Here is an 18,976-nt window from a genome sequence, read left to right as displayed (position 1 = left end):
GCTTATGTTGTGTCTCTTAGCAGAAACGCTTATTTGAACTCCGCATTCTGGCATGGTAAAACTCTGTGTCGCTCGAAATTCGAAGCGCAACTTCAACGTTTAATCGTCTCAATAGGGTTCGGAAAAAATGGCAACAGGTACTGTCAAGTGGTTCAACGATGCGAAGGGTTTTGGTTTCATCACGCCGGACGACGGCGGTGAGGACCTGTTTGCACATTTCTCCGAAATCCAGTCCAAGGGTTTCAAGTCGCTCCAGGAGAACCAGAAGGTGAGCTTCGAAGTCAAGCAAGGCCCGAAGGGCAAGCAAGCTTCGACGATCCAGCCGCTGTAAGTTCGGCGCTGTCGCCTTAAGGCACAAAACGGCCCATCCGGGCCGTTTTGCATTGGTGCGCGAATAAGCTTGTCTTCGACGGGTTCGATCAGACAAGCGAGATATAAATAGATCAGTAGAATCGTCATCTTATTCAGGCCATACCCATTCGCGAAGACGCGAATTTATTTCCACTCACCTGCGTGAACTCGACAAGCAATCGGAAAAAATGCCGTACCTTCGTTCGGCATAAAACAAAGGCATTGCTCGTCTCCATGTGGATCCTGACTTGCGATGCGCACGCGCAATCGTTCGCGGCCAACCAGAAGGCGGCGCGCTTCGTCACGGAAGTCGTGATGAACGACTTCCACACGGCGCAGGCGGGCGGCGGTTATGTCTTCTCCTACGATAGCCACGAAACGGAAGCGTCTCTCGCGTCCAGGCTCGATCACTGGTTCTCCGGAACCGATCCGCAGGCAATCGCCATGGAACCCGCCGAAAAACAGGCGCTCTTTGGTTTTTATTGGGCCGCGAGCATGATGCCCGCGAGTTCGCCGTGCTTTCGCGACATCGCCGATCCCGGTTGTGGTGCGGACCTCTCGAAGTGGATGGCGCGCGAACTCGACGACGATCCGCGCTTCATCCGTGCCTACGAGGCCGCGAGAGTGCCGCTCGGCCTGCCCCCGCTCGCACGCAACGCGCATTGAGCGGCACGCGCGCGCGGCGTTCGCGACGTGCTTCGTGCCGCTCTTGGCGACTGGCGCATGCGGCCCGGACATGCCCGGCCGACACGGCTTCCGGCGCGGCGGGCCCGGTTTCGTCGCACATTCCGCGCAGCAACGCGATCTTCGCCGCGACGCTCACGAGCAGCGAAAGCGCACCGATGGTTTCGAGCAACGCGGGAATCATGATGGTCTCCCTCGCGCGATTCACGCGCATCATCGATGCGACAGCATCGGCCCGTAGGTCTTGACGAAAAATGCAATCGTGATGCCGGCGCTGACGGCCAGCGTGCCCGCGCGAATCCAGTGCGGCGGCGCGCGCCGGCCGATTTGCGCGCCGCTGTAACCGCCCGCGATCGCCGCGAGCAGCATCGCGATCGTTTCCGGCCAGCGCACGGCCTGCGCCGCCGCGAAGGTCAGCACCGCGACCGAGTTCGCCGCGCTCACGAGGAGCGTGCGCGGCGCGTTCAGGCTTTTCAGGTCGCGCGAATCGAGCAGGCCCCAGACGGCCATCATCATGATGCCGACCGCGCCGCCGAAGTACCCGCCGTACACGCCGAGCAGGAACTGGATCGACAGCACCGCCGCCACGCCGATATGCCAGCGCCGCCGCAACACCTCGCCGAGCTTGCGACCGAACGCGAGCGTGAAGCTCGCGCAAAGGAGAAGCCACGGCAGCACGAAGGAAAACGTTTTCGACGACGTGGACAGCAGGAGCGCTGCGCCGACGAAGCCGCCGATGAGCGTCGTCACGAGCATCTTGCGGATCGACACCGAGCCGACGGGACCGAGCCCGTCGCGATACGCCCACGCGCTCACCACGCCGCCGGGAAAGAGCGCGACGGTGCTTGATGCGTTCGCCTGAACCGGTGGCAAGCCGGCGGCGATCATCGCGGGCAGGCTCACGAACGAGCCGCCGCCCGCGAGTGCGTTCATCGCGCCCGCGAGAAAACCAGCGCCGATGACGAGAATAAAGGGTTCCATGCGACAGATGCTAACGAGGCCGCGCGGCCCTTACAATCTGGCATTTCCAATGCGAGGCTTCGGCTAAACCGAAGGATGGAGCATGCGTTTCGATCTGACCGACATGCGGCTTTTCCTGACCGTGGTCGAGCGCGGCAGCATCACGGCGGGCGCGCAGGCGATGCATCTCGCGCTGGCTTCTGCGAGCGAGCGCATCGCCGGGATGGAGGCCGCGCTCGGCGCGCCGCTGCTCGAACGCAACCGGCGCGGCGTGCAGGCGACCGCCGCCGGCGATGCCTTCGTGCGCCACGCGCGCGCGATACTCGGTCAGGTCGAGCAGATGCGCGGCGAACTGCGCTCGTTCGCGACGGGCCTCAAGGGCCGAATCCGGATGATGTCCAATACGGCCGCGCTGGCCGCCTTCCTGCCGCCTAGGCTCTCGCATTTTCTCGCCGTGCATCCCGATCTTTCGATCGATCTCGATGAGCGGCCGAGCGTCGATATCGTGCTGGCGGTTGCGGAAAGCCGCGCCGATCTGGGCGTCGTGTCGGACACCGCGGACCTCGGACAACTACAGACGCATCTGCTCGCGCAGGATCAACTGGTGGTCGTGGCGAACCGCGCGCATCGCATCGCGGGGGAACGCGCGGTGGCGTTCGCGGAGATCGTCGGCGAGGCCTTCGTGGGCTTATCGGATGCCGCGCTCGAATTGCATCTGGCCGAGCGCGCTTCACGGCTCGGCAAGCAGATCAGCTATCGCATCCGCATGCGCAGCATCGACAACGTCGGCATGCTGGTCGAGGTGGGCATCGGGCTGGTGATTTTGTCGGAGGCGTCGGCGCGCATGCTGGAGCGGCCGGAACTCGCCATCGTGCCGCTCTCGGAGCCGTGGGCGACGCGCCGCCTGCATCTGTGCGCCCGCGACTTCGACGCGCTCACGCCACACGCGCGCCTGCTCGCCGAGACCTTGATGGACGGCGCGAACGCGAGCTAGAACGGCCGCCCGACGATAAACGGATCGACCGCGCCGATCGCCTTGAGATCGCGATTCGCATACGGCAGCCTGTGCAGCACGTAGCGCATTGCGTTGAGCCGCGCGCGCTTCTTGCAATCGGAGCGCACGACGGTCCAGGGCGTGTCGGCGGTATCGGTGTGCGCGAACATCGCTTCCTTGGCTTCGGTATACGCGTCCCACTTGTCGAGCGACGCGAGATCGACCGGGCTCAGCTTCCACTGCTTGAGCGGATGAATCTCGCGCTCCCTGAAGCGACGGCGCTGCTCGGCGCGGCTCACCGAAAACCATAGCTTGATGACATGCGTGCCGCCCTGCGACAGATGCCGCTCGAACGCGGGCACCTGCTGCATGAATTCATCGTATTCGCGCGGCGTGCAAAAGCCCATCACGCGCTCGACGCCCGCGCGGTTGTACCACGAGCGGTCGAACAGGACGATCTCGCCCGCCGTCGGCAAGTGGCCGACGTAGCGCTGAAAGTACCATTGCCCCCGCTCGCGCTCGGACGGCTTTTCCAGTGCGACCACGCGCGCGCCGCGCGGATTGAGATGCTCCATGAAGCGTTTGATGGTGCCGCCCTTGCCTGCCGCATCGCGCCCTTCGAAGACAATCACGAGACGCTGGCCGGTGTCACGCACCCAGGCCTGCAACTTCAGCAATTCGACTTGAAGCCGGTACTTCTGCTTTTCGTACGCGCGCCGCGACATCAGATTCCGATACGGATAACTGCCTTCGCGCCACGACGGCGAGAGCTCGTCGTCCGGGTCGGCCGATCCGCCGCCCGTTCGAAGCACGGCGTCGCCATCGAAAAGATGAGCGCGCAGCATGGCGACTTCACCCGGCGACATTCCGCCGATCAGCGTTCTCACGGTATCGACCAGCGAATCCGCTTGTTCGTGGTCGTGCGGGTCGAAGCCTTGAAGAATGTCGCCGACGCTACTCGTCAGCAACTCATGCGCCGCTTCGACCGCGCGTGCTGCGATGTCGCCATCATTCGATTCAGCTGCCTTTTCTGGCGATATCAACTTCATGCCTTCCTCTTCATTGTCTTCCCTGCTTCACGCGGCTTCGTGCGCCTTTCTCAACACCGCATACAGCTTGTCCTTCAACAACAGCTTTTCCTTTTTCAGCGATTCGATGGTGAACGAATTCGCAGGCGCAACGCCCGTCTCCATGTTGGCGATCTGATGATCGAGCTCGTTGTGGCGCTCGAACAGCTTCGAGAAATGGGCGTCCTCGGTTTTCAGCCGCGAGATGAGATCGCGATACTCGGGAAACATGCGGTGATCCTCCGGTGCGTTCGTCGTAAATACTTCGAAGTACATAGTACCGACCAGGCGAATCCATTTGTTAGACGTTTATCAAGCGTGGCTGTGCCGTAACGTCGCAGAGCGCATGAAATGCACCTAGGCAAAACCCTCCTACTTCCGGGCACCGTCCTTGCACACAATGAGAACGCCGCCGTGCATCCGCGCGGCGAGCGTGATGCCCAAGGGAGGCCGTCATGAAGAAGAGCCGCAATCGCGCGCAACGTCGCGCTCTGCAAATTGCGTTGATCGCCGGCGCTGCCGGTATGTGCTTCGCCACGGCAGCCAGCGCGGACAGTCAGGCCGCGAAGAAGATGGGCCAGATGGGCGTCATCAACCAGACGCTGCAGCCCAAGCCGCTCAAGCCGCCCCCGGCGACCACCAACACGCCGAACGCCGCCACGACCAACCCGAATTACAACGCGAATTCCACCTATAACCCCAACGCGGCGAACGCCGCGAATGGCGTGAATCCCGGGGCCACCGCCGCGGGTGCGGGCCAGAAGAAGTAAGCGATGCGAAGCCGTCTGCCGGATCGGGCAGACGGCTTCGCTTTCTCATATCCTCTCTGCCGGTTCGGCACGCGCGTATGCGTACATTCGCGCACATTTGATCTTTTATACTTGGCTCACGGTTCCGCGTTTAAGTGCACACTCGTGAGTCCATGAAAAAAATCAAGCCCGGTCTCGTGCTCGAACTTGCCGCCAATCTGCTGCTTCCGTGGCTGGCGTATCGGCTTGCACTGCCGTATTGGGGCGATGTCGGCGCACTCTACGCATCGGCGGCGCCGCCGCTCGTGTGGAGCATTGCCGAATTTGCGCGTTCGCGTCGCGTCGATGCGCTTTCCGCGCTCGTGCTGTTCGGCATCGCGCTGTCGATCGTGATGCTCGCGATGGGCGGCAGCCCGCGCATCCTGCTCGTACGCGAATCGCTCGCGGCGGGCGCGACGGGCATCGTTTTCCTGATTTCGCTTTTCTTCCAGCGTCCGCTCATCTTCTATCTTGCCCGCGCCACCGTCACGCGCGAGCAGGCAAACGGCGCCGAGCGTTTCGAGGCGTACTGGAGCGAAAGTGCGTCGCTGCGCGCATCGTTGCGGCTCATGACTCTGGTGTGGGGCGTCGGCCTGTCGGTCGAAACCGTGCTGCGCTTCTGGTTCGCGTGGACGTGGCCCGTCGAGCGCTATCTCGTCGTGTCGCCCGTCGTGAGCTACGCGATTTACGGCGGATTGCTCGCGTGGACATTCTGGTTTCGCGCGCGGCTCATTCAGCGTCAGGGAAAAAGCGAGCCGTCGCGCGACGGGCTGTTGGGCTAACTGACGAGCTAATCGATGGGCTAACTGACGGGCCGCGCATCGCACGTGGCGATATGCTGTGCGATCGCCTCGTTCACCGCCTGCGCATGCGTAATCGGCCCCATGTGCCCCGCTTCGGGCACGATGATCAGCTTCGCCGCCGGCATCAGATCGGGTAACGACTCCGCGATCAGCCGCGTCGGCGCGGGCGCATGTTCGCCGCGCATCACGAGCGTCGGAATGCGCAGCTTCGCATACGCGCTCGCCGGCGTGGGCTCGTGTATCAGCGCGCGAAAATCGAGCGGCGCTTTCGACACCCAACGCGTGAGCATCGCCTGCACGGACGGCCGCAGCGCGGTCCACGCGCCATGCCCGCCCCAATAGTCGACGAACGAACGCGCCGCGCCACGCAGATCGCCCGCGACGACGCCCTCGGCTGTGCGCGCCGCAATCGCGAGAATCTCCGCGAATGCCGCCGCGCCGTGCGCGCCCATCCCCTTCAGCAGATGAAACGCCGATGGCTCGTACAGCGTGATGCTCGCAACGTCGCGCGGCCGCTCGAGCGCCGCACGCAGCGCGACGCCGCCGCCATATGAATGTCCGACGAGATGCACCTTGCCGCGCGATCGATCGATGATCTCGACGGTGCGCGCGGCTTCGTCCGCGAGCGTGAAGGCCCGCTCGCCGCTCCACGGTCCGACGCTGTCGCAGCCGTAATGCTCCGGCGCGATCAGCGAATAGCGCGTGTCGTCGGTATTGAGCGCGTCGAGGGTGTCGCCCAAGAGACGCCATTGACTCGCGCCCGCGCCCGAGCAATGCAGCGCGATGACCGGCGCGCCGGTGTGTTCGTCGTTCAAAGCCATCATCGTTCGTTCTCGCCTCGTGATTGATCAGGTTTCGCTGTCGCTGTCGCACGCGCGCATGCGGCGCTCGAGTTCACCGATATCCGCGCACGATCCGAGATAGGCATCGCGGCGGCCATGCTCCGCACGGTTCAGCAGGATCCCGGTCCAGCAGATCAGATGCGGCAGCATGAAGTCCTTTCCTACATTGATTAGGTATCCCAACATGATTCGCTCCACTTGCACCAGCACGTTACTTGATGAGATGCCGCTGAGCGAAGGTTAAAAACGGGTTAACCCGGAGAGTCGCTGAGGCGGCGGTGGCGAAATGTAATGCAGCCACCGTGCCAGTGATGCGAATCTCTTGTGCCACAAGGCTCGGCGCGAACTCGACCGCACGCCGGGCGACACTAGTGTCGGGCGCGAGCCAACGCTTTCTGTTCTGAAAGACGGCGAACCTCGAACATGTCCGAAGCCGGAGCCATGCTTGCGATACGGATAAAACCGCGAAAATATTCCCGTCGTGCGGGGTCAAGTTTTGCGCCGCCGCGCCGTAGACAGATTGATGGCCGCGCAAAACGCGGCATTGCCTCGCTGGGCCGTCTGACGAACGCCCCGGACGGCGCGATAAGATACGGCAGCGCCCGATCCGGCGCCCTGCAATCGCTCATTCGGAGACACGGCGTGCTCAGTCGCCAATCGCTCACGTTCAGGATGACGGTGTTCATCGTCATCGTCTGCATGCTCCTGATCGGTACCGATATCGGGCGCAGCGTCGCCGCGCGCCGCGTGCAGATCGACGAGATGACGACGGCGACATCGAACCTAGCGCGCGCGATGGCGCAGCACGCGAACGACACCTTCAAGGAAGCCGACACGACGCTCATCGGCATGGTGGAACGCGTCGAGGAAGACGGCACCTCGCCGCAGGCCCTCGCCCGGCTGCATCGCTCGCTCGTCTCGCGCGTCGAGCAACTGCCGCAACTGAACGGCCTCTTCATCTACGACAAGACGGGCGCGTGGCTCGTCAACTCGCAGCCCAAACTCGACTCGCGCTTCAACAACTCGGACCGCGAATACTTCGACTATCACCGTACACGTACGGATCAGAATTCGCATATCGGGCCGCCGTTCAGAAGCCGCTCGACGGGCAAGTGGGTCGTGCCGATATCGCGTCGCATCGATGCGCCCGACGGCAGCTTCGCGGGCGTCGCGCTCGCGACCATCGACATCGACTTCTTCTCGCGTTTCTACGACAGCCTCGATCTCGGCCAGTCGGGCGCGGCGGCGCTCGTCCTGAATTCGGGCGTGATGGTGGTGCGCCGTCCGTTCGAGGACCGTTTCGTCGGCAAGAACGTGATCGATACGGCGCTCTTTCGCTCGCATCTGGAACAGGGCCGCTCCGGCGTGTTCACGACGCGCTCTTCACAGGATCACATCAAGCGCCTGAACAGCCTGCGCGAATTGCAGGACTACCCGCTCTTCGTCGCGGCGGCGCTCTCGGAAGACGAGATCCTCGGGCCGTGGTGGCGCGACACGCTCTGGCACGCGTCGGTCACGACCGTGCTCGCGCTCGTGCTGGCGATGTTCGGCGCGCGGCTCGTGCGCCAGGTCACCGCGCGCACGCGCATCGAGCAGGAACTCGCCCGCAGCCTCGCGACGACGCAAACCGTGCTCGATACCGCGATCAGCCCGATCATCACCGTGGACGAGCGCGGCGCCGTCCGCTCGTTCAACTCGGCGGGCGAAAAGGTGTTCGGGTACAAGGCCGACGAGGTCATCGGGCAGAACATCCGGATCCTGGTACCGCCGCCATACCTGGATGCGTATAACGAATACATAATGCAATTCAAGGGCGAGAATGGCGTGGCGACCGCCGATTGCGAGCTTGCCGGGCAGCGGAAGGACGGCACATCGTTTCCCGCGCACGTTTCCACGGGCGCGATGCGGCTCGATGGCGTTTTGCATTTTGTATCTGTCATTACGGATATTTCCCGGCAGAGAAAGGAGCGGACCGAGCTGGCTCAGGCGCGCGACCAGCTTCTGCTTGCCGCCGACATCGCCGAGCTGGGCATCTGGTCCTGGGATATTGCGACCGGCAAGGTGCACTGGAATGCGCGCATGTTCGATCTTTATCAGTACCCGCCGGAACTGCTCGACAACGGTCTGCATTTCGAGCACTGGCGCCTGCGCGTTCATCCCAAAGATCACGACGCGATCATGAGCGACCTGCGCGCGGTCGCGGCGGGCGAGACCGAGACTTTGCCGCCGTTTCGCATCGTCCTGCCGGACGGCACGACGCGGCGCATCCAGGCCGGCCTGCGCACGCAACGCAACGCGAGCGGCACGGCTGTCGTGATGACCGGCGTGAATTACGACATCACCGACCAATACGAGCTGGAATTCCATCTGCGCAACGCGAAGGAACAGGCGGATGCGGCGAGCGCGGCGAAGTCGTCGTTTCTCGCGAACATGAGCCACGAAATCCGCACCCCGATGAACGCGGTGCTCGGCATGCTGCATCTCGTGCAACTGACGACGCTCAACGCGCGCCAGCAGGACTATGTGAGCAAGGCCGAAACGGCGGCGAAATCGCTGCTGAACCTGCTCAACGACATCCTCGATTACTCGAAGATCGAGGCGGGCAAGCTGGAAATCGACAGCCATCCGTTCGAGCCGGAGAAGCTGATGCAGGAGCTCGGCATCGTGCTGTCGGGCAATCAGGGCACGAAAGATGTCGAAGTGCTGTTCGATCTCGATGCGTCCTTGCCGGCCGTGCTGATCGGCGACAGCTTCCGGCTTCAGCAGGTGCTCACCAATCTCGCGGGCAATGCGCTCAAGTTCACGTCGAAGGGGCAAATCGTCGTGAGCGTGCATCGATGCGAAGACGCGAACGAGTCAGCGGGCGACGCGGTGCGCGTGCGCGTCGCGGTGAGCGACAGCGGCATCGGCATCAGCGAGGAACAGCTCGGGCGCATCTTCGAGGGCTTCACACAGGCGGAAGCATCGACGTCGCGGCGTTATGGAGGCTCCGGCCTCGGCCTCGTCATCAGCAAACGGCTCCTCGCGATGATGGGCAGCCAGCTCGAAGTCGAAAGCCGCGTCGGAGAAGGCAGCCGCTTCTGGTTCGACATCACGCTCGGCGTGGACACGTCCGGTGCGCTCATGCTTGACGACGTCGCGATCCCTGAACACGGCGCGCGCATTCTCATCGCCGACGACAACGCGATCGCGGGCGAGATCATGGCGCGCACGGTGCGCTCGCTCGGCTGGCAGGCGGATGTCGTGACGAGCGGGGCCGAGGCGGTCAAGCGCATCGGCGACGCTGCGCTGAGCGATGCGCCCTACGCTATCGCCCTGCTCGACTGGCGCATGCCGGGACTCGACGGCCTGAACGCAGCAAGGCAGATCAACGCGATGAAGGGCCGCGCGACGCCGCCTCTCGTGCTGCTGGTCACTGCTTTCGGACGCGAGGTTTTGCGAGAGTCGCAGGACGGCGGCGCTGCGCCCTTCGCCGCTTTTCTGACGAAGCCCGTGACACCGAAGCAGCTCGCCGCCGCGATTCGCGCCGCGTTGCCTCGCGCTAGCAAGGCGATGCCAACGACGATGCAGCCGCCGGCGAAGCAAGCCCGCCTTGCGGGACTTGCGTTACTCGTGGTCGAGGACAACGAACTCAACCGCCAGGTCGCGGAAGGCCTGCTCCTGGCTGAAGGCGCGTCCGTGACGCTTGCCGATGGCGGCCGCGAAGGCGTCGATCGGATCGTGACAGCCAATGCCCATTTCGATGCCGTGCTGATGGACGTGCAGATGCCCGATCTCGACGGCCTCGAAGCGACGCGTCTGATTCGCGCGGATGGCCGTTTCGCCGCGCTGCCGATCATCGCGATGACGGCCAATGCATCGGGCACGGATCGCGATGCCTGTTTGCAGGCCGGCATGAACGATCACGTGGGCAAGCCGATCGATGTCGAGCGGCTGGTCGCGGTGCTGCGCACGCACGTCGATACCCAGGACGCCGATGCCGAGACGATCATCGAGCCGCGCGATTCGATCGTCGCGCGCTTCGGTGGAAATGTCGATTTAATCCGTAATGCAATCGACCGCTTCAGCCCACAGACCGACAGGCAACTGGCGCGGCTCGACTCGGCGCTCGTTGCACACGATATGCAAAGCGCCGCATCGATGCTGCATGCAATCAAGGGAAGCGCGGGCACGGTTGGCGCGGCGGCGCTCGCGAAGCTCGCAAGCACGCTCGAAACCGATACGCAAGTGCTCGCAGCAACGCGCGCGAAGCTGCCGCGCATGCGGGAATTGCTTGCGTCGAGCGTGACACGGCTCGTCGATGAATTCGGCCGGCCGCCGTCGTCCGTGAACTCGGAGACCAGCAAGTCACCGCTCGATGATGAGGACTGGCGTGCTCGGCTCGCTGCGATCATCGAATTGCTCGATGCATCGAATCTGCAGGCGATCGCGCTATCCGAGAACCTGTCGCCTCATGCGCCGGGCGCGTACCGCGAGGACTTCGAGCAGTTTCTCGCACGCGTACGAGCGCTCGATTTCGCGCGCGCATCGGAGATCGCGCGCGACATGCTCGAGCAGGTTTGAAATGAAAGAGACGCTATAACCTAGCCGGCGCGTGTATCGCGAGCGAACACCGGAAACGGATGAACACTCGCGCCCCTCGCCGATTCGAGCTGCGCGCGCAATTCTTCCCGCGCTTGCCGCGCCGAAGTCAACGCGCCTTGCACACGCGCCTGCAACACTGCTGACCTCGCCGGACTCGCGATGACATCCGCTGCGCCGGCATCGAGCGTGCATTGCTCCGTTTCGATATCGCGCGCATCGGCCAGCACGACGATAGGCACGTGAGCCAGTTCCGCCAGCAACGTACGCACGGCGTCGCACGGGTTGTTGCAGCAACGCGCATCCAGCACGATTGCATCCGGCTCCTTGCTTTGAGCGAGACGCACAGCGGCTTCGCAATCCTTCGCCAAATCGAGTGCGCCGATGGCTTCGAGCGCATGGCGATGCGCCTCGACCATGTCGTCAGAAAGGATGCCGAGCACGCGCACGCCCGTGGGTTTCGCCATTGCGGGCTTCGCTGCCTGCGCCTCCATCACGCGATGCCGCAAACGGAGCTGCGCCCGCACGCGCGCGCGCAAGCGTGGCGCGACGAGCGGCTTGATCACGTAATCGGCGGCGCCCATGCGAAACGCATCGACTTCGAGCGCGGGTGCGTCGTGACTCGTGATGAAAATGACCGGCACACGCGCGAGCTTCGCGTCGCCCTTGAGAATCTCGCAGACATCGAAGCCCGTCATGTTGGGCAGATTGGCGTCGAGAAGAATAAGGTCCGGCGTCGATTCGCGCGCCAGGGCCAGCGCGGCCTCGCCCGTGAGAGCAAAGCGCTGGTTGGGAAATTCCGCAAGCATTTCGCCGATGACGCGGATCATCGCCGGATCGTCGTCGACCAGAAGCAAACGCGGCTGATAGGTTGAAGTGCGATTCTCTGGATTTTCCATGTTCGAACGGGTATTCATCAGACGGACGCGTTTACGAACTCTACGCTCGCAATGACAGCGCCACAAAAATGCATCAGGTATCAATTATCTGACATTTCAGCGCCGGCCACTTTCAGCTATGCAGATACATGCTGGACAAATCATATTCATAAGTGAATAAGTAATTTGTTCCGCCATATCTCCTCGGACGAAAGCCTCCCAGCATATGGTTGACCGCCCTAAAGCACATGCGTGCATTTAATTTCTGCACGAACGTAATGCAAAGATTACTCTCACGTACTTAATCGATTCCGCCGATCAATGTAAACAATCAAAATCTGGTTATCGTTTGCGAGACGTTTTACATTGCGGCAACCGGGCGCATACTTGCCGCTACACCTAAAAAAAAACCGGGAAAAGCCATGTACGGGGAAGCCAGAACGCTCTATTTCGTTGGTCGGGCCGTATCGGACGATTTGTCCGGGCGTTTGCATGATCGCGGCTGGGCCATCGAGCGCATCGATCCGGCAAAGCCGCCCAAATCCGCCAAGCACGGCAAACGCGCCGCCGCGGGGATCGTCGATCTGACGAGCCGCGGCTTCGCCGCCGAAGCGGCCACGCTCACCGCGATGCTCGCAAGCTATCAGATCGGCTGGGTCGCGACCGTGGACGCCGAGCATGTCGATAACCCCGAGATTTGCCGGCTGATTCGCGATTTCTGTTTCGACTATGTGACGGTGCCCTCTTCCGCGGACCGTATCGTCGATGCAGTCGGGCATGCGTACGGCATGGTGTCGCTGCACGACACCGCCAGCAACGATCCCCGCAAGGACGATTGCAAGGAAGGCAGTATGGTCGGCTCCTGCGATGCGATGCAGGCGCTGTATCGCTCGATTCGCAAAGTCGCGATGACCGACGCGCCCGTTTTCATCTCGGGCGAATCGGGTACGGGCAAGGAACTCACGGCAGTCGCGATTCATGAGCGTTCGGTGCGCCGCGATCAGCCGTTCGTCGCGATCAATTGCGGCGCGATACCCGCGCATCTGCTGCAATCGGAACTCTTCGGCTATGAGCGCGGCGCGTTCACGGGCGCGAATCAACGCAAGATCGGACGCGTGGAAGCAGCCGACGGCGGCACGCTCTTTCTCGATGAAATCGGCGATCTGCCGCTCGAAAGCCAGGCGAGCCTGTTGCGCTTCCTGCAGGAGCGCAAGATCGAGCGTCTGGGCGGACAAGGGTCTACGGATGTCGATGTGCGCATCATTTCGGCGACGCACGTCGATATGCAGTCGGCGATGATCGAAGGCCGCTTCCGTGCGGACTTGTACCATCGTTTGTGCGTGTTGCAGATCGACGAGCCGCCGCTGCGCGTGCGCGGCAAGGATATCGAACTGCTCGCGAATCACATGCTCGATCGCTTCAGAAAGGATGCGAGCCGCCGGCTGCGCGGCTTTTCACCGTGCGCGATCGCAGCGCTTCATAACTATGGCTGGCCCGGCAATGTGCGCGAATTGATTAATCGCGTGCGTCGCGCAATCGTCATGTCGGAAGGACGCCAGATTCTCGCAGCCGATCTGGAACTGGGCGAATATGCCGAAGCCGCGCCGATGACACTTGCGCAAGCGCGCGAGGCAGCCGAGCGGCAGGCTATCGAAGTGGCGCTGCTGCGTCATCGCGGCCGTCTCGGAGAAGCTGCGGATGAACTGGGCATATCTCGCGTGACGCTGTATCGCATGCTGACTGCGTATGGTTTGCGCGTGAAACCGGACCGCCCTCTGGAGGCGTCGGGCGGCTAGCGCTTAATGATCTCGTGCGTGAATCATGATTCGCTTAAAAGCGAACGAAGGAACCTTTGTTCGTGCTCGTCACTCCAACCACCGCATCGCAATCGATGCATCGTGAAAGCCTGAAGCGGCATTCGCGCATCATGCGCCGTTAGCCTCGTCACGCCTTTCCTCTTATAGCCCGCTGGCGTATTCTCGCGCCGCCAGCCACGCGCTACGCAGTCTCGTTTCATTCATATGCAGCCCGCCCGAGTTTTTTCGGCGCGCTCATACAGCGCTCATTCGCATGCCATAACCTTGACTCGCACGTCGAATGCATCGCGTGCTGGTATTGGCGTGCTAGCGAGTAATCTCGGGTTGTCAGTCATGGTTTCGCTCAACAAAAACGTATCCCTCGTTCGTCAATTCTCGAACTACGCCGTGCCTACCGTGCTCGCGGCATGGGTGTACTGCATGCACTCCGTCATCAGCGGCATCTTTATCGGACGCCATGTCGGCGCCGATGCGCTTGCCGCGTTGAATCTGCTCGTCCCCCTGCTTTATCTGCCCTATGCATTCAGCGTGATGATCGGCGTCGGCGGATCGACGCTCGTCTCACGCCTGCTCGGCGAGCGGCGCGAGCGCGAAGCCGCCGAAGCGTTCACGCAAGCGCTTTGGCTGCTCGGCTTATGCGGCGTGGCGTTCTCACTCGCCATTTATTTCTATGCCGATACCTTCGTGCAATGGACAGGCGCTCGCGGTGAACTCGCGCGCCTCGCAAAAGATTTCCTGCATGCCTATGCGCCGTTCGTCCTGTTTCCGACCGCATGTTATGCACTCGAACTCTTCCTGCGCATCGAAGGCGCGGCCAGGTTCGGCCTCGTATGCCTGATCGCGGGCGGCGTCGCCGACGTCGCGTTGACATGGTGGATGGTCAGTCACATGCAATGGGGCATGCGCGGCGCGGCGCTAGCGTCGGGCATCAGTCAGGCGCTCGCCTGCATCCCGATGCTGGCCTATCACTTCGTCAGGGCCCGGCACGTTCGTCCCGTGGCCCACGCATTCGCGCGGCTCGATCACGCGTGGCGCATGGCGTATAACGGCGTATCGGAGTTTCTCGGCGAGATCGCGCCGAGCGTCACGCTCTTCGCGTTCAATCACGCGGTGCTGCGCTGGCTTGGCGACACGGGTCTCGTCGCGTTCGCGGTCGTCGAATACATGACGATGATCGCCTCGGTCACGATGGTCGCGCTCGTGCAAAGCATGCAGCCGATCGTGAGCTTTCAGCGCGGCGCGGGCAATGCGCATGCCGTGTCGCGCGCATTCTCGATCGGCATCATGGTCACGGCCGGCTTCGCGCTAGCTGCCGCCTTCGCGATTCTCACGCTCGCACAACCGCTGGGCGCGCTCTTCGTGCCCGACAGTGCGGCGGCGCAAGCGCTCCTGCGCGACGCGTTGCCGTGGTGCGCGCTCGCGTTCCTGCCGGCCGCGATCAATGTCGCGATCAGCGGCTATCTGACCGCCATCGAGGCGCCGCTCGCGTCGATGATCGTCGCGCTGCTGCGTAGCTGGATGTTGCTGCTGGGGATGCTGTGGCTTCTCACCGAATGGCTCGGGCCGAACGGCATCTGGATGACCGTCGCCATCACCGAACTGGCGACGCTGGCCGTGAGCATCGTGTTGTATCGCACGCGCGGTCGGCGCATCGACATGGCGGTGACGTTCACGGCTCAAGCGAATCCTCGCGGCTAAGCTTCACGCGTCAGGCGAAAACGTCTGTCCACGGATGCGAGCAGGCGTCTCGACAAGCGTGTCGCACGCCCTTGAATCAGACGGTCCGACACGCGCGAAAGCGCATAAGAAACGACCAGCACCACGATCAGTGTCGCGCCGAATAGCGCGAGCGAAGTCTCACCGTTCTTTTCTCCGAATGTGTGATCGAAGAAATGAAACGTCGCATAGACGCAGATGAAGTGCCAGAGATAGATGCCATAACTTTCGCGGCCGAGCGCGGCGGCGCAACGTCGGACGAACGTGGCGCGCTGCGCCGCTCGCGCGCTATCGCGGCGTCTTCGGGCGTGATGCGAGCACACGAACAGCAGAAACGCGACGGCGCTGCACGCAGCGAATACGGGAGCGAGTGCATGCGCCTTGTCGAGCCATACGCCGAGCGCGGCGGTCGCGAGTGCAAAGCCCAATGCGAGCGAAAAATAGAGCCACGATATGCGCCTCGTGACATCGGACGCGCCGAGCAAATGCGAGCGGAATGCATACCACGCCCACATGCCGATGATGAAGCACGGCCCTTGCACAGGCGGCCAGAAGTAGCTGAACGTGTTATTGGCGACATTGCAATCGAGGCTGCCGTTGCAGTCGCTCATCGACATCGTCGCATAAGAGAGCGCCAGCAGCAGCGCCGTAGCGAGCAGCAGACGCGCGCGATTCATCGCGAGGAAGAACAGCAGCGGCGCGATCAGATAGAACAGCATCTCGACACCGATCGACCATCCTCCCGGCACGACGTTATTGATCGCGGTCGGCGAAAACGCATGCAGAAAGAGCATGTTGAGCAGAACGTCCATCGGGCCATGCGCGCCGAGAATCCATGCCCGCTCGATACCCGAACGCGTCGCGCCATAGCTGATGAGGCCATAGACCGCGATCGCCGCGTAATACAACGGCGCTATGCGAAAAAAACGTTTGATGTAGAAGCGCAACGTGACATGACGCACATCCGCGCAGCGCGCGTGATCCATTTCGAGCGTCATGAAGATCGTGATCGCGCTGATCACGAAGAAAAGCTGCACGCCGTATTGACCCATGCGCGCGATGAGCGTCACGGCGCCGGGCAGATTGGGGAATTGAAACGACAGGTGTACTGCGACTACCCCGACGATCGCGAGCGCCCGGCCTGCGTCGAGCGCGGCAACACGTCCTTTATCCATCGATACTCTCCTCGCGGTTGATGCCGACCTTCGAAGGCCGCGAGGCTCGTGGACACTGGCGCTTTCGGTGAAGTTCCTGCGAATGCCGATGCACCGGCAACTCTTACAAGAGGAAACTTCATACACTTCTTGATACAACTCTTCGCGCACTCGCTAGATCGCGGGCGCATCCTGCCTCAGAAACCGCAGGATGCGGCTGACGACGGTACTCGGCTGCTCCTGCTGCACCCAGTGCCCCGCGCCTTCGATCAGATGCGTCGCGCGAAAATTGGTGCAGGCCAGAACGCGCATCGCTTCGAAATCGCCCGGACGCTGGTAATAGCCCCAGTCGCTCGCGCCCGCGATGAAACATGACGGCACGTCGATCGTGCATCCCGACCAAAGCCGTAATTCGGCCGCATAGTGCGGGTCTGTGCCGCAGCGATACCAGTTCAATCCGCCCTGAAATCCGGTGCGCGCGTATTCGCTCGCGTACACGTTCAAATCCTGATCGGAAAGCCACGCGCATGCGGCAATCTTATCGGCGGCGGGCATATGCTCCGCAACGGTCTGCGGCATCGTCGCATCCGCATTCATCACGTAGTACGTGGGCAGCATCGCGAGTTGATCGGGCGTGACGGATGCAAGCGGATGAGGATGATTGCCCGGCCAGTCCGCGCTCTTGACGTGGTAATACGCGCGGAAGAACGCGGCGAGCCCTTGCGGCGGATGCCACATATCATCGTTGGCCTGCGCGCCCGAGTAATACCATTGATAATGCTTGCGCGGCCGATCGAGCGATTGAAGCCCCGCCACTGCCTCCGCCATGACCGATGGCGCCGTTTCGACGCGCGCGAGGCTCGCATCGTCCTTCGCGGTATTGAACGCGAATGCGGGCGGCCCCGCGAAAGGCGCGCTCATCATCACGACGGACGCGAACACATCGGGGCGAATCAACGCACACCACGCGGCCACAGGCGACCCGAAGTCATGACCGATGACCGATGCAACTCTGCGATAACCCAGCGCCGAGACGAGGCCGAGCACATCGCGCACGAGGTTCGGAAAGTTGAACGCGTCGAGATCGGTATCGAATAGAGCAGCGCCGCCGACCGTGCGTCCATAACCTCGCTGATCGGGTGCGACGACATAAAAGCCCGCATCCGCAAGCGGTTTCATGATTTTGCGCCAGCTATAGGCGAGTTCGGGAAAGCCGTGCAAAAGCACGATACAGGGCCTTTCAGGTGCATCGAATCCGGCTTCGAGCACATGCATCGAAAGTCCGTTGCCGTTGTCGATCATGCGCGCGCGAATGCCCTCCGGCAAAGGCAGATCGTTCGAAATTTCATTCATGCATGTCTCCTCATGCTTCGAGCAAGGCCGCGAAGCGATCCGCGAGTGTGGGACGCGAGCGCATCGGCCATATTGCGCTGAGTTCGAAGGGTGGCAGGTTATCGCCGTCGCGCACATCGCAAAAGCGCACGCCAGCGAATTGCAGCGCCGTCACCGATTGCGGCAGCAGCGATGCGCCGCATCCCGCCGCGACGCAAGCGAGCACGGTCAGCGAGCGATTCGCGTCCTGCACGACGTTTGCTTCACAACCTGCCTTACGAAAAGCACTCAGGATGCCCGCGCGGACAACCGGTAACTGATCGCTGGGAAACCACACGAGGCCCGCATCGGAAAGATCCTTCAGGCCGACCTTTCCATCGTCGCCGATAGCAAACGGGAGCGGCAGCACGGCGAGCAAGCGTTCTCTTGCGATCATCTTCTCGCGCATACGCCCTCCTACCGCAACGGGCGTATGCAGCAAACCGATATCGATCGTGCCTTTCTCCAGCGCGCTCGCCTGCTCCGCATTGCTCATTTCCCTGAGCATGAGTTCGACATTGGGCACTTCCTCACGCAGCGCCGCAATTGCGCGAGGCAAGAGACTGAAAAGCGCCGCCGATGCAAAGCCAATCGTGAGCCGCCCGCCACGTTGCGCGCCGATCTCCCGTGCGCGGTGCGATGCGGCATCGATACGCGCTACGCTCAATCGTATGTCTTCGACGATCGCTTCGCCTGCCGGTGTCAATTGCGCGCCACGGCGCGTGCGCTCGAAGAGCTTCACGCCCAGATCGCGTTCCATGCGCGAAAGCGCCTGGCTCAACGCGGGTTGCGCGATATCGAGCACCTCGGCCGCGCGTGTCACGCTGCCTGCATCGACCACGGCGAGGAAGTATTTGAGGTTGCGCGTCTCCATGTCGCGAGCATATCAAAATGTTATGAAAAACGAACGTATCCATAGTATGCGAGGCCGCGATTCGTTTCTAGAATGCAGTGACATATTGAACAAGAG

Annotated in this window: 17 protein-coding genes; 8 read left to right on the top strand and 9 right to left on the bottom strand. The window is 62.4% G+C overall.

Annotation, left to right across the window (positions count from 1 at the left end; translation table 11 throughout):
- The first annotated feature begins 127 nt into the window (after nucleotides 1-127).
- Both PQR08_RS03680 and PQR08_RS03675 read left to right on the top strand, forming a co-directional pair.
- Nucleotides 128-331, top strand: coding sequence for a cold-shock protein (locus PQR08_RS03680; protein WP_008347993.1), 204 nt, complete (start codon nucleotides 128-130; stop codon nucleotides 329-331).
- 254 nt (nucleotides 332-585) lie between these two features.
- Entirely contained in the window at nucleotides 586-1,017 is a 432-nt protein-coding gene (locus tag PQR08_RS03675) for a hypothetical protein (RefSeq protein WP_250485379.1), read from the top strand.
- 231 nt (nucleotides 1,018-1,248) lie between these two features.
- Here the strand turns inward: PQR08_RS03675 and PQR08_RS03670 are convergent, their stop codons facing one another.
- The gene (locus PQR08_RS03670; protein WP_250485380.1) at nucleotides 1,249-2,016 is read right to left on the bottom strand and encodes a sulfite exporter TauE/SafE family protein; all 768 of its coding nucleotides are present in this window, start codon (nucleotides 2,014-2,016) and stop codon (nucleotides 1,249-1,251) included.
- A gap of 82 nt (nucleotides 2,017-2,098) precedes the next feature.
- Here PQR08_RS03670 and PQR08_RS03665 point away from each other — a divergent pair, with 82 nt between their 5' ends.
- Nucleotides 2,099-2,989, top strand: coding sequence for a LysR family transcriptional regulator (locus PQR08_RS03665; protein WP_250485381.1), 891 nt, complete (start codon nucleotides 2,099-2,101; stop codon nucleotides 2,987-2,989).
- Here the strand turns inward: PQR08_RS03665 and ppk2 are convergent.
- Nucleotides 2,986-4,038, bottom strand: coding sequence for a polyphosphate kinase 2 (gene ppk2 / locus PQR08_RS03660; protein ID WP_250485382.1), 1,053 nt, complete (start codon nucleotides 4,036-4,038; stop codon nucleotides 2,986-2,988). The genes PQR08_RS03665 and ppk2 overlap by 4 nt on opposite strands.
- Nucleotides 4,039-4,065: 27 nt before the next feature.
- Nucleotides 4,066-4,287: an HP1242/YdcH family protein gene (locus PQR08_RS03655; protein WP_035499904.1), complete on the bottom strand. Its 222-nt coding sequence runs from the start codon at nucleotides 4,285-4,287 to the stop codon at nucleotides 4,066-4,068.
- 224 nt (nucleotides 4,288-4,511) lie between these two features.
- Between PQR08_RS03655 and PQR08_RS03650 the strand changes: the two genes are divergently transcribed.
- Both PQR08_RS03650 and PQR08_RS03645 read left to right on the top strand, forming a co-directional pair.
- A complete protein-coding gene (locus PQR08_RS03650) occupies nucleotides 4,512-4,826 on the top strand; it encodes a hypothetical protein (RefSeq protein ID WP_035499729.1) in 315 nt (104 codons plus the stop codon).
- A gap of 152 nt (nucleotides 4,827-4,978) precedes the next feature.
- Nucleotides 4,979-5,626 carry a VC0807 family protein gene (locus PQR08_RS03645; protein ID WP_250485383.1) on the top strand — a complete coding sequence of 216 codons (648 nt, stop codon included), beginning with the start codon at nucleotides 4,979-4,981 and terminating at the stop codon, nucleotides 5,624-5,626.
- 20 nt (nucleotides 5,627-5,646) lie between these two features.
- On the opposite strand, the gene PQR08_RS03640 is transcribed toward PQR08_RS03645, so the two are convergent.
- Both PQR08_RS03640 and PQR08_RS03635 read right to left on the bottom strand, forming a co-directional pair.
- Nucleotides 5,647-6,471, bottom strand: a complete 825-nt coding sequence (locus PQR08_RS03640) for an alpha/beta fold hydrolase (protein ID WP_408161052.1) — start codon at nucleotides 6,469-6,471, stop codon at nucleotides 5,647-5,649.
- A gap of 24 nt (nucleotides 6,472-6,495) precedes the next feature.
- On the bottom strand, nucleotides 6,496-6,675 hold the full coding sequence (locus tag PQR08_RS03635; protein WP_238288931.1) for a DUF3563 family protein: 180 nt from the start codon (nucleotides 6,673-6,675) through the stop codon (nucleotides 6,496-6,498).
- A gap of 486 nt (nucleotides 6,676-7,161) precedes the next feature.
- Here PQR08_RS03635 and PQR08_RS03630 point away from each other — a divergent pair, with 486 nt between their 5' ends.
- On the top strand, nucleotides 7,162-11,052 hold the full coding sequence (locus tag PQR08_RS03630; protein WP_456264716.1) for a response regulator: 3,891 nt from the start codon (nucleotides 7,162-7,164) through the stop codon (nucleotides 11,050-11,052).
- A gap of 20 nt (nucleotides 11,053-11,072) precedes the next feature.
- Here PQR08_RS03630 and PQR08_RS03625 read toward each other — a convergent pair whose 3' ends face one another.
- Nucleotides 11,073-11,987, bottom strand: coding sequence for a response regulator (locus PQR08_RS03625; RefSeq protein ID WP_250485385.1), 915 nt, complete (start codon nucleotides 11,985-11,987; stop codon nucleotides 11,073-11,075).
- A 383-nt stretch (nucleotides 11,988-12,370) separates the two neighbouring features.
- On the opposite strand from PQR08_RS03625, the gene PQR08_RS03620 reads away from it, so the two are divergent.
- The gene (locus PQR08_RS03620) at nucleotides 12,371-13,744 is read left to right on the top strand and encodes a sigma-54 dependent transcriptional regulator (RefSeq protein ID WP_187604185.1); all 1,374 of its coding nucleotides are present in this window, start codon (nucleotides 12,371-12,373) and stop codon (nucleotides 13,742-13,744) included.
- Nucleotides 13,745-14,152: 408 nt separating this feature from the next.
- Nucleotides 14,153-15,463: an MATE family efflux transporter gene (locus PQR08_RS03615; RefSeq protein ID WP_250485386.1), complete on the top strand. Its 1,311-nt coding sequence runs from the start codon at nucleotides 14,153-14,155 to the stop codon at nucleotides 15,461-15,463.
- On the opposite strand, the gene PQR08_RS03610 is transcribed toward PQR08_RS03615, so the two are convergent.
- The 3 genes from PQR08_RS03610 to PQR08_RS03600 form a co-directional block, all read right to left on the bottom strand.
- Nucleotides 15,460-16,656, bottom strand: coding sequence for an acyltransferase family protein (locus PQR08_RS03610; protein ID WP_250485387.1), 1,197 nt, complete (start codon nucleotides 16,654-16,656; stop codon nucleotides 15,460-15,462). The two genes, PQR08_RS03615 and PQR08_RS03610, sit on opposite strands and share 4 nt — an antisense overlap.
- 153 nt (nucleotides 16,657-16,809) lie before the next feature.
- Nucleotides 16,810-17,937: an alpha/beta hydrolase gene (locus PQR08_RS03605; RefSeq protein ID WP_408161055.1), complete on the bottom strand. Its 1,128-nt coding sequence runs from the start codon at nucleotides 17,935-17,937 to the stop codon at nucleotides 16,810-16,812.
- A 61-nt stretch (nucleotides 17,938-17,998) separates the two neighbouring features.
- Nucleotides 17,999-18,880, bottom strand: a complete 882-nt coding sequence (locus tag PQR08_RS03600; RefSeq protein ID WP_250485389.1) for a LysR family transcriptional regulator — start codon at nucleotides 18,878-18,880, stop codon at nucleotides 17,999-18,001.
- Nucleotides 18,881-18,976: the final 96 nt, after the last annotated feature.

The organism is Caballeronia jiangsuensis, from assembly GCF_046030135.1.
Lineage (GTDB): Bacteria > Pseudomonadota > Gammaproteobacteria > Burkholderiales > Burkholderiaceae > Caballeronia > Caballeronia jiangsuensis.
The sequence above is the reverse complement of the archived record's forward strand: the minus strand, read 5'-3'. Positions and strand labels throughout refer to the sequence as shown.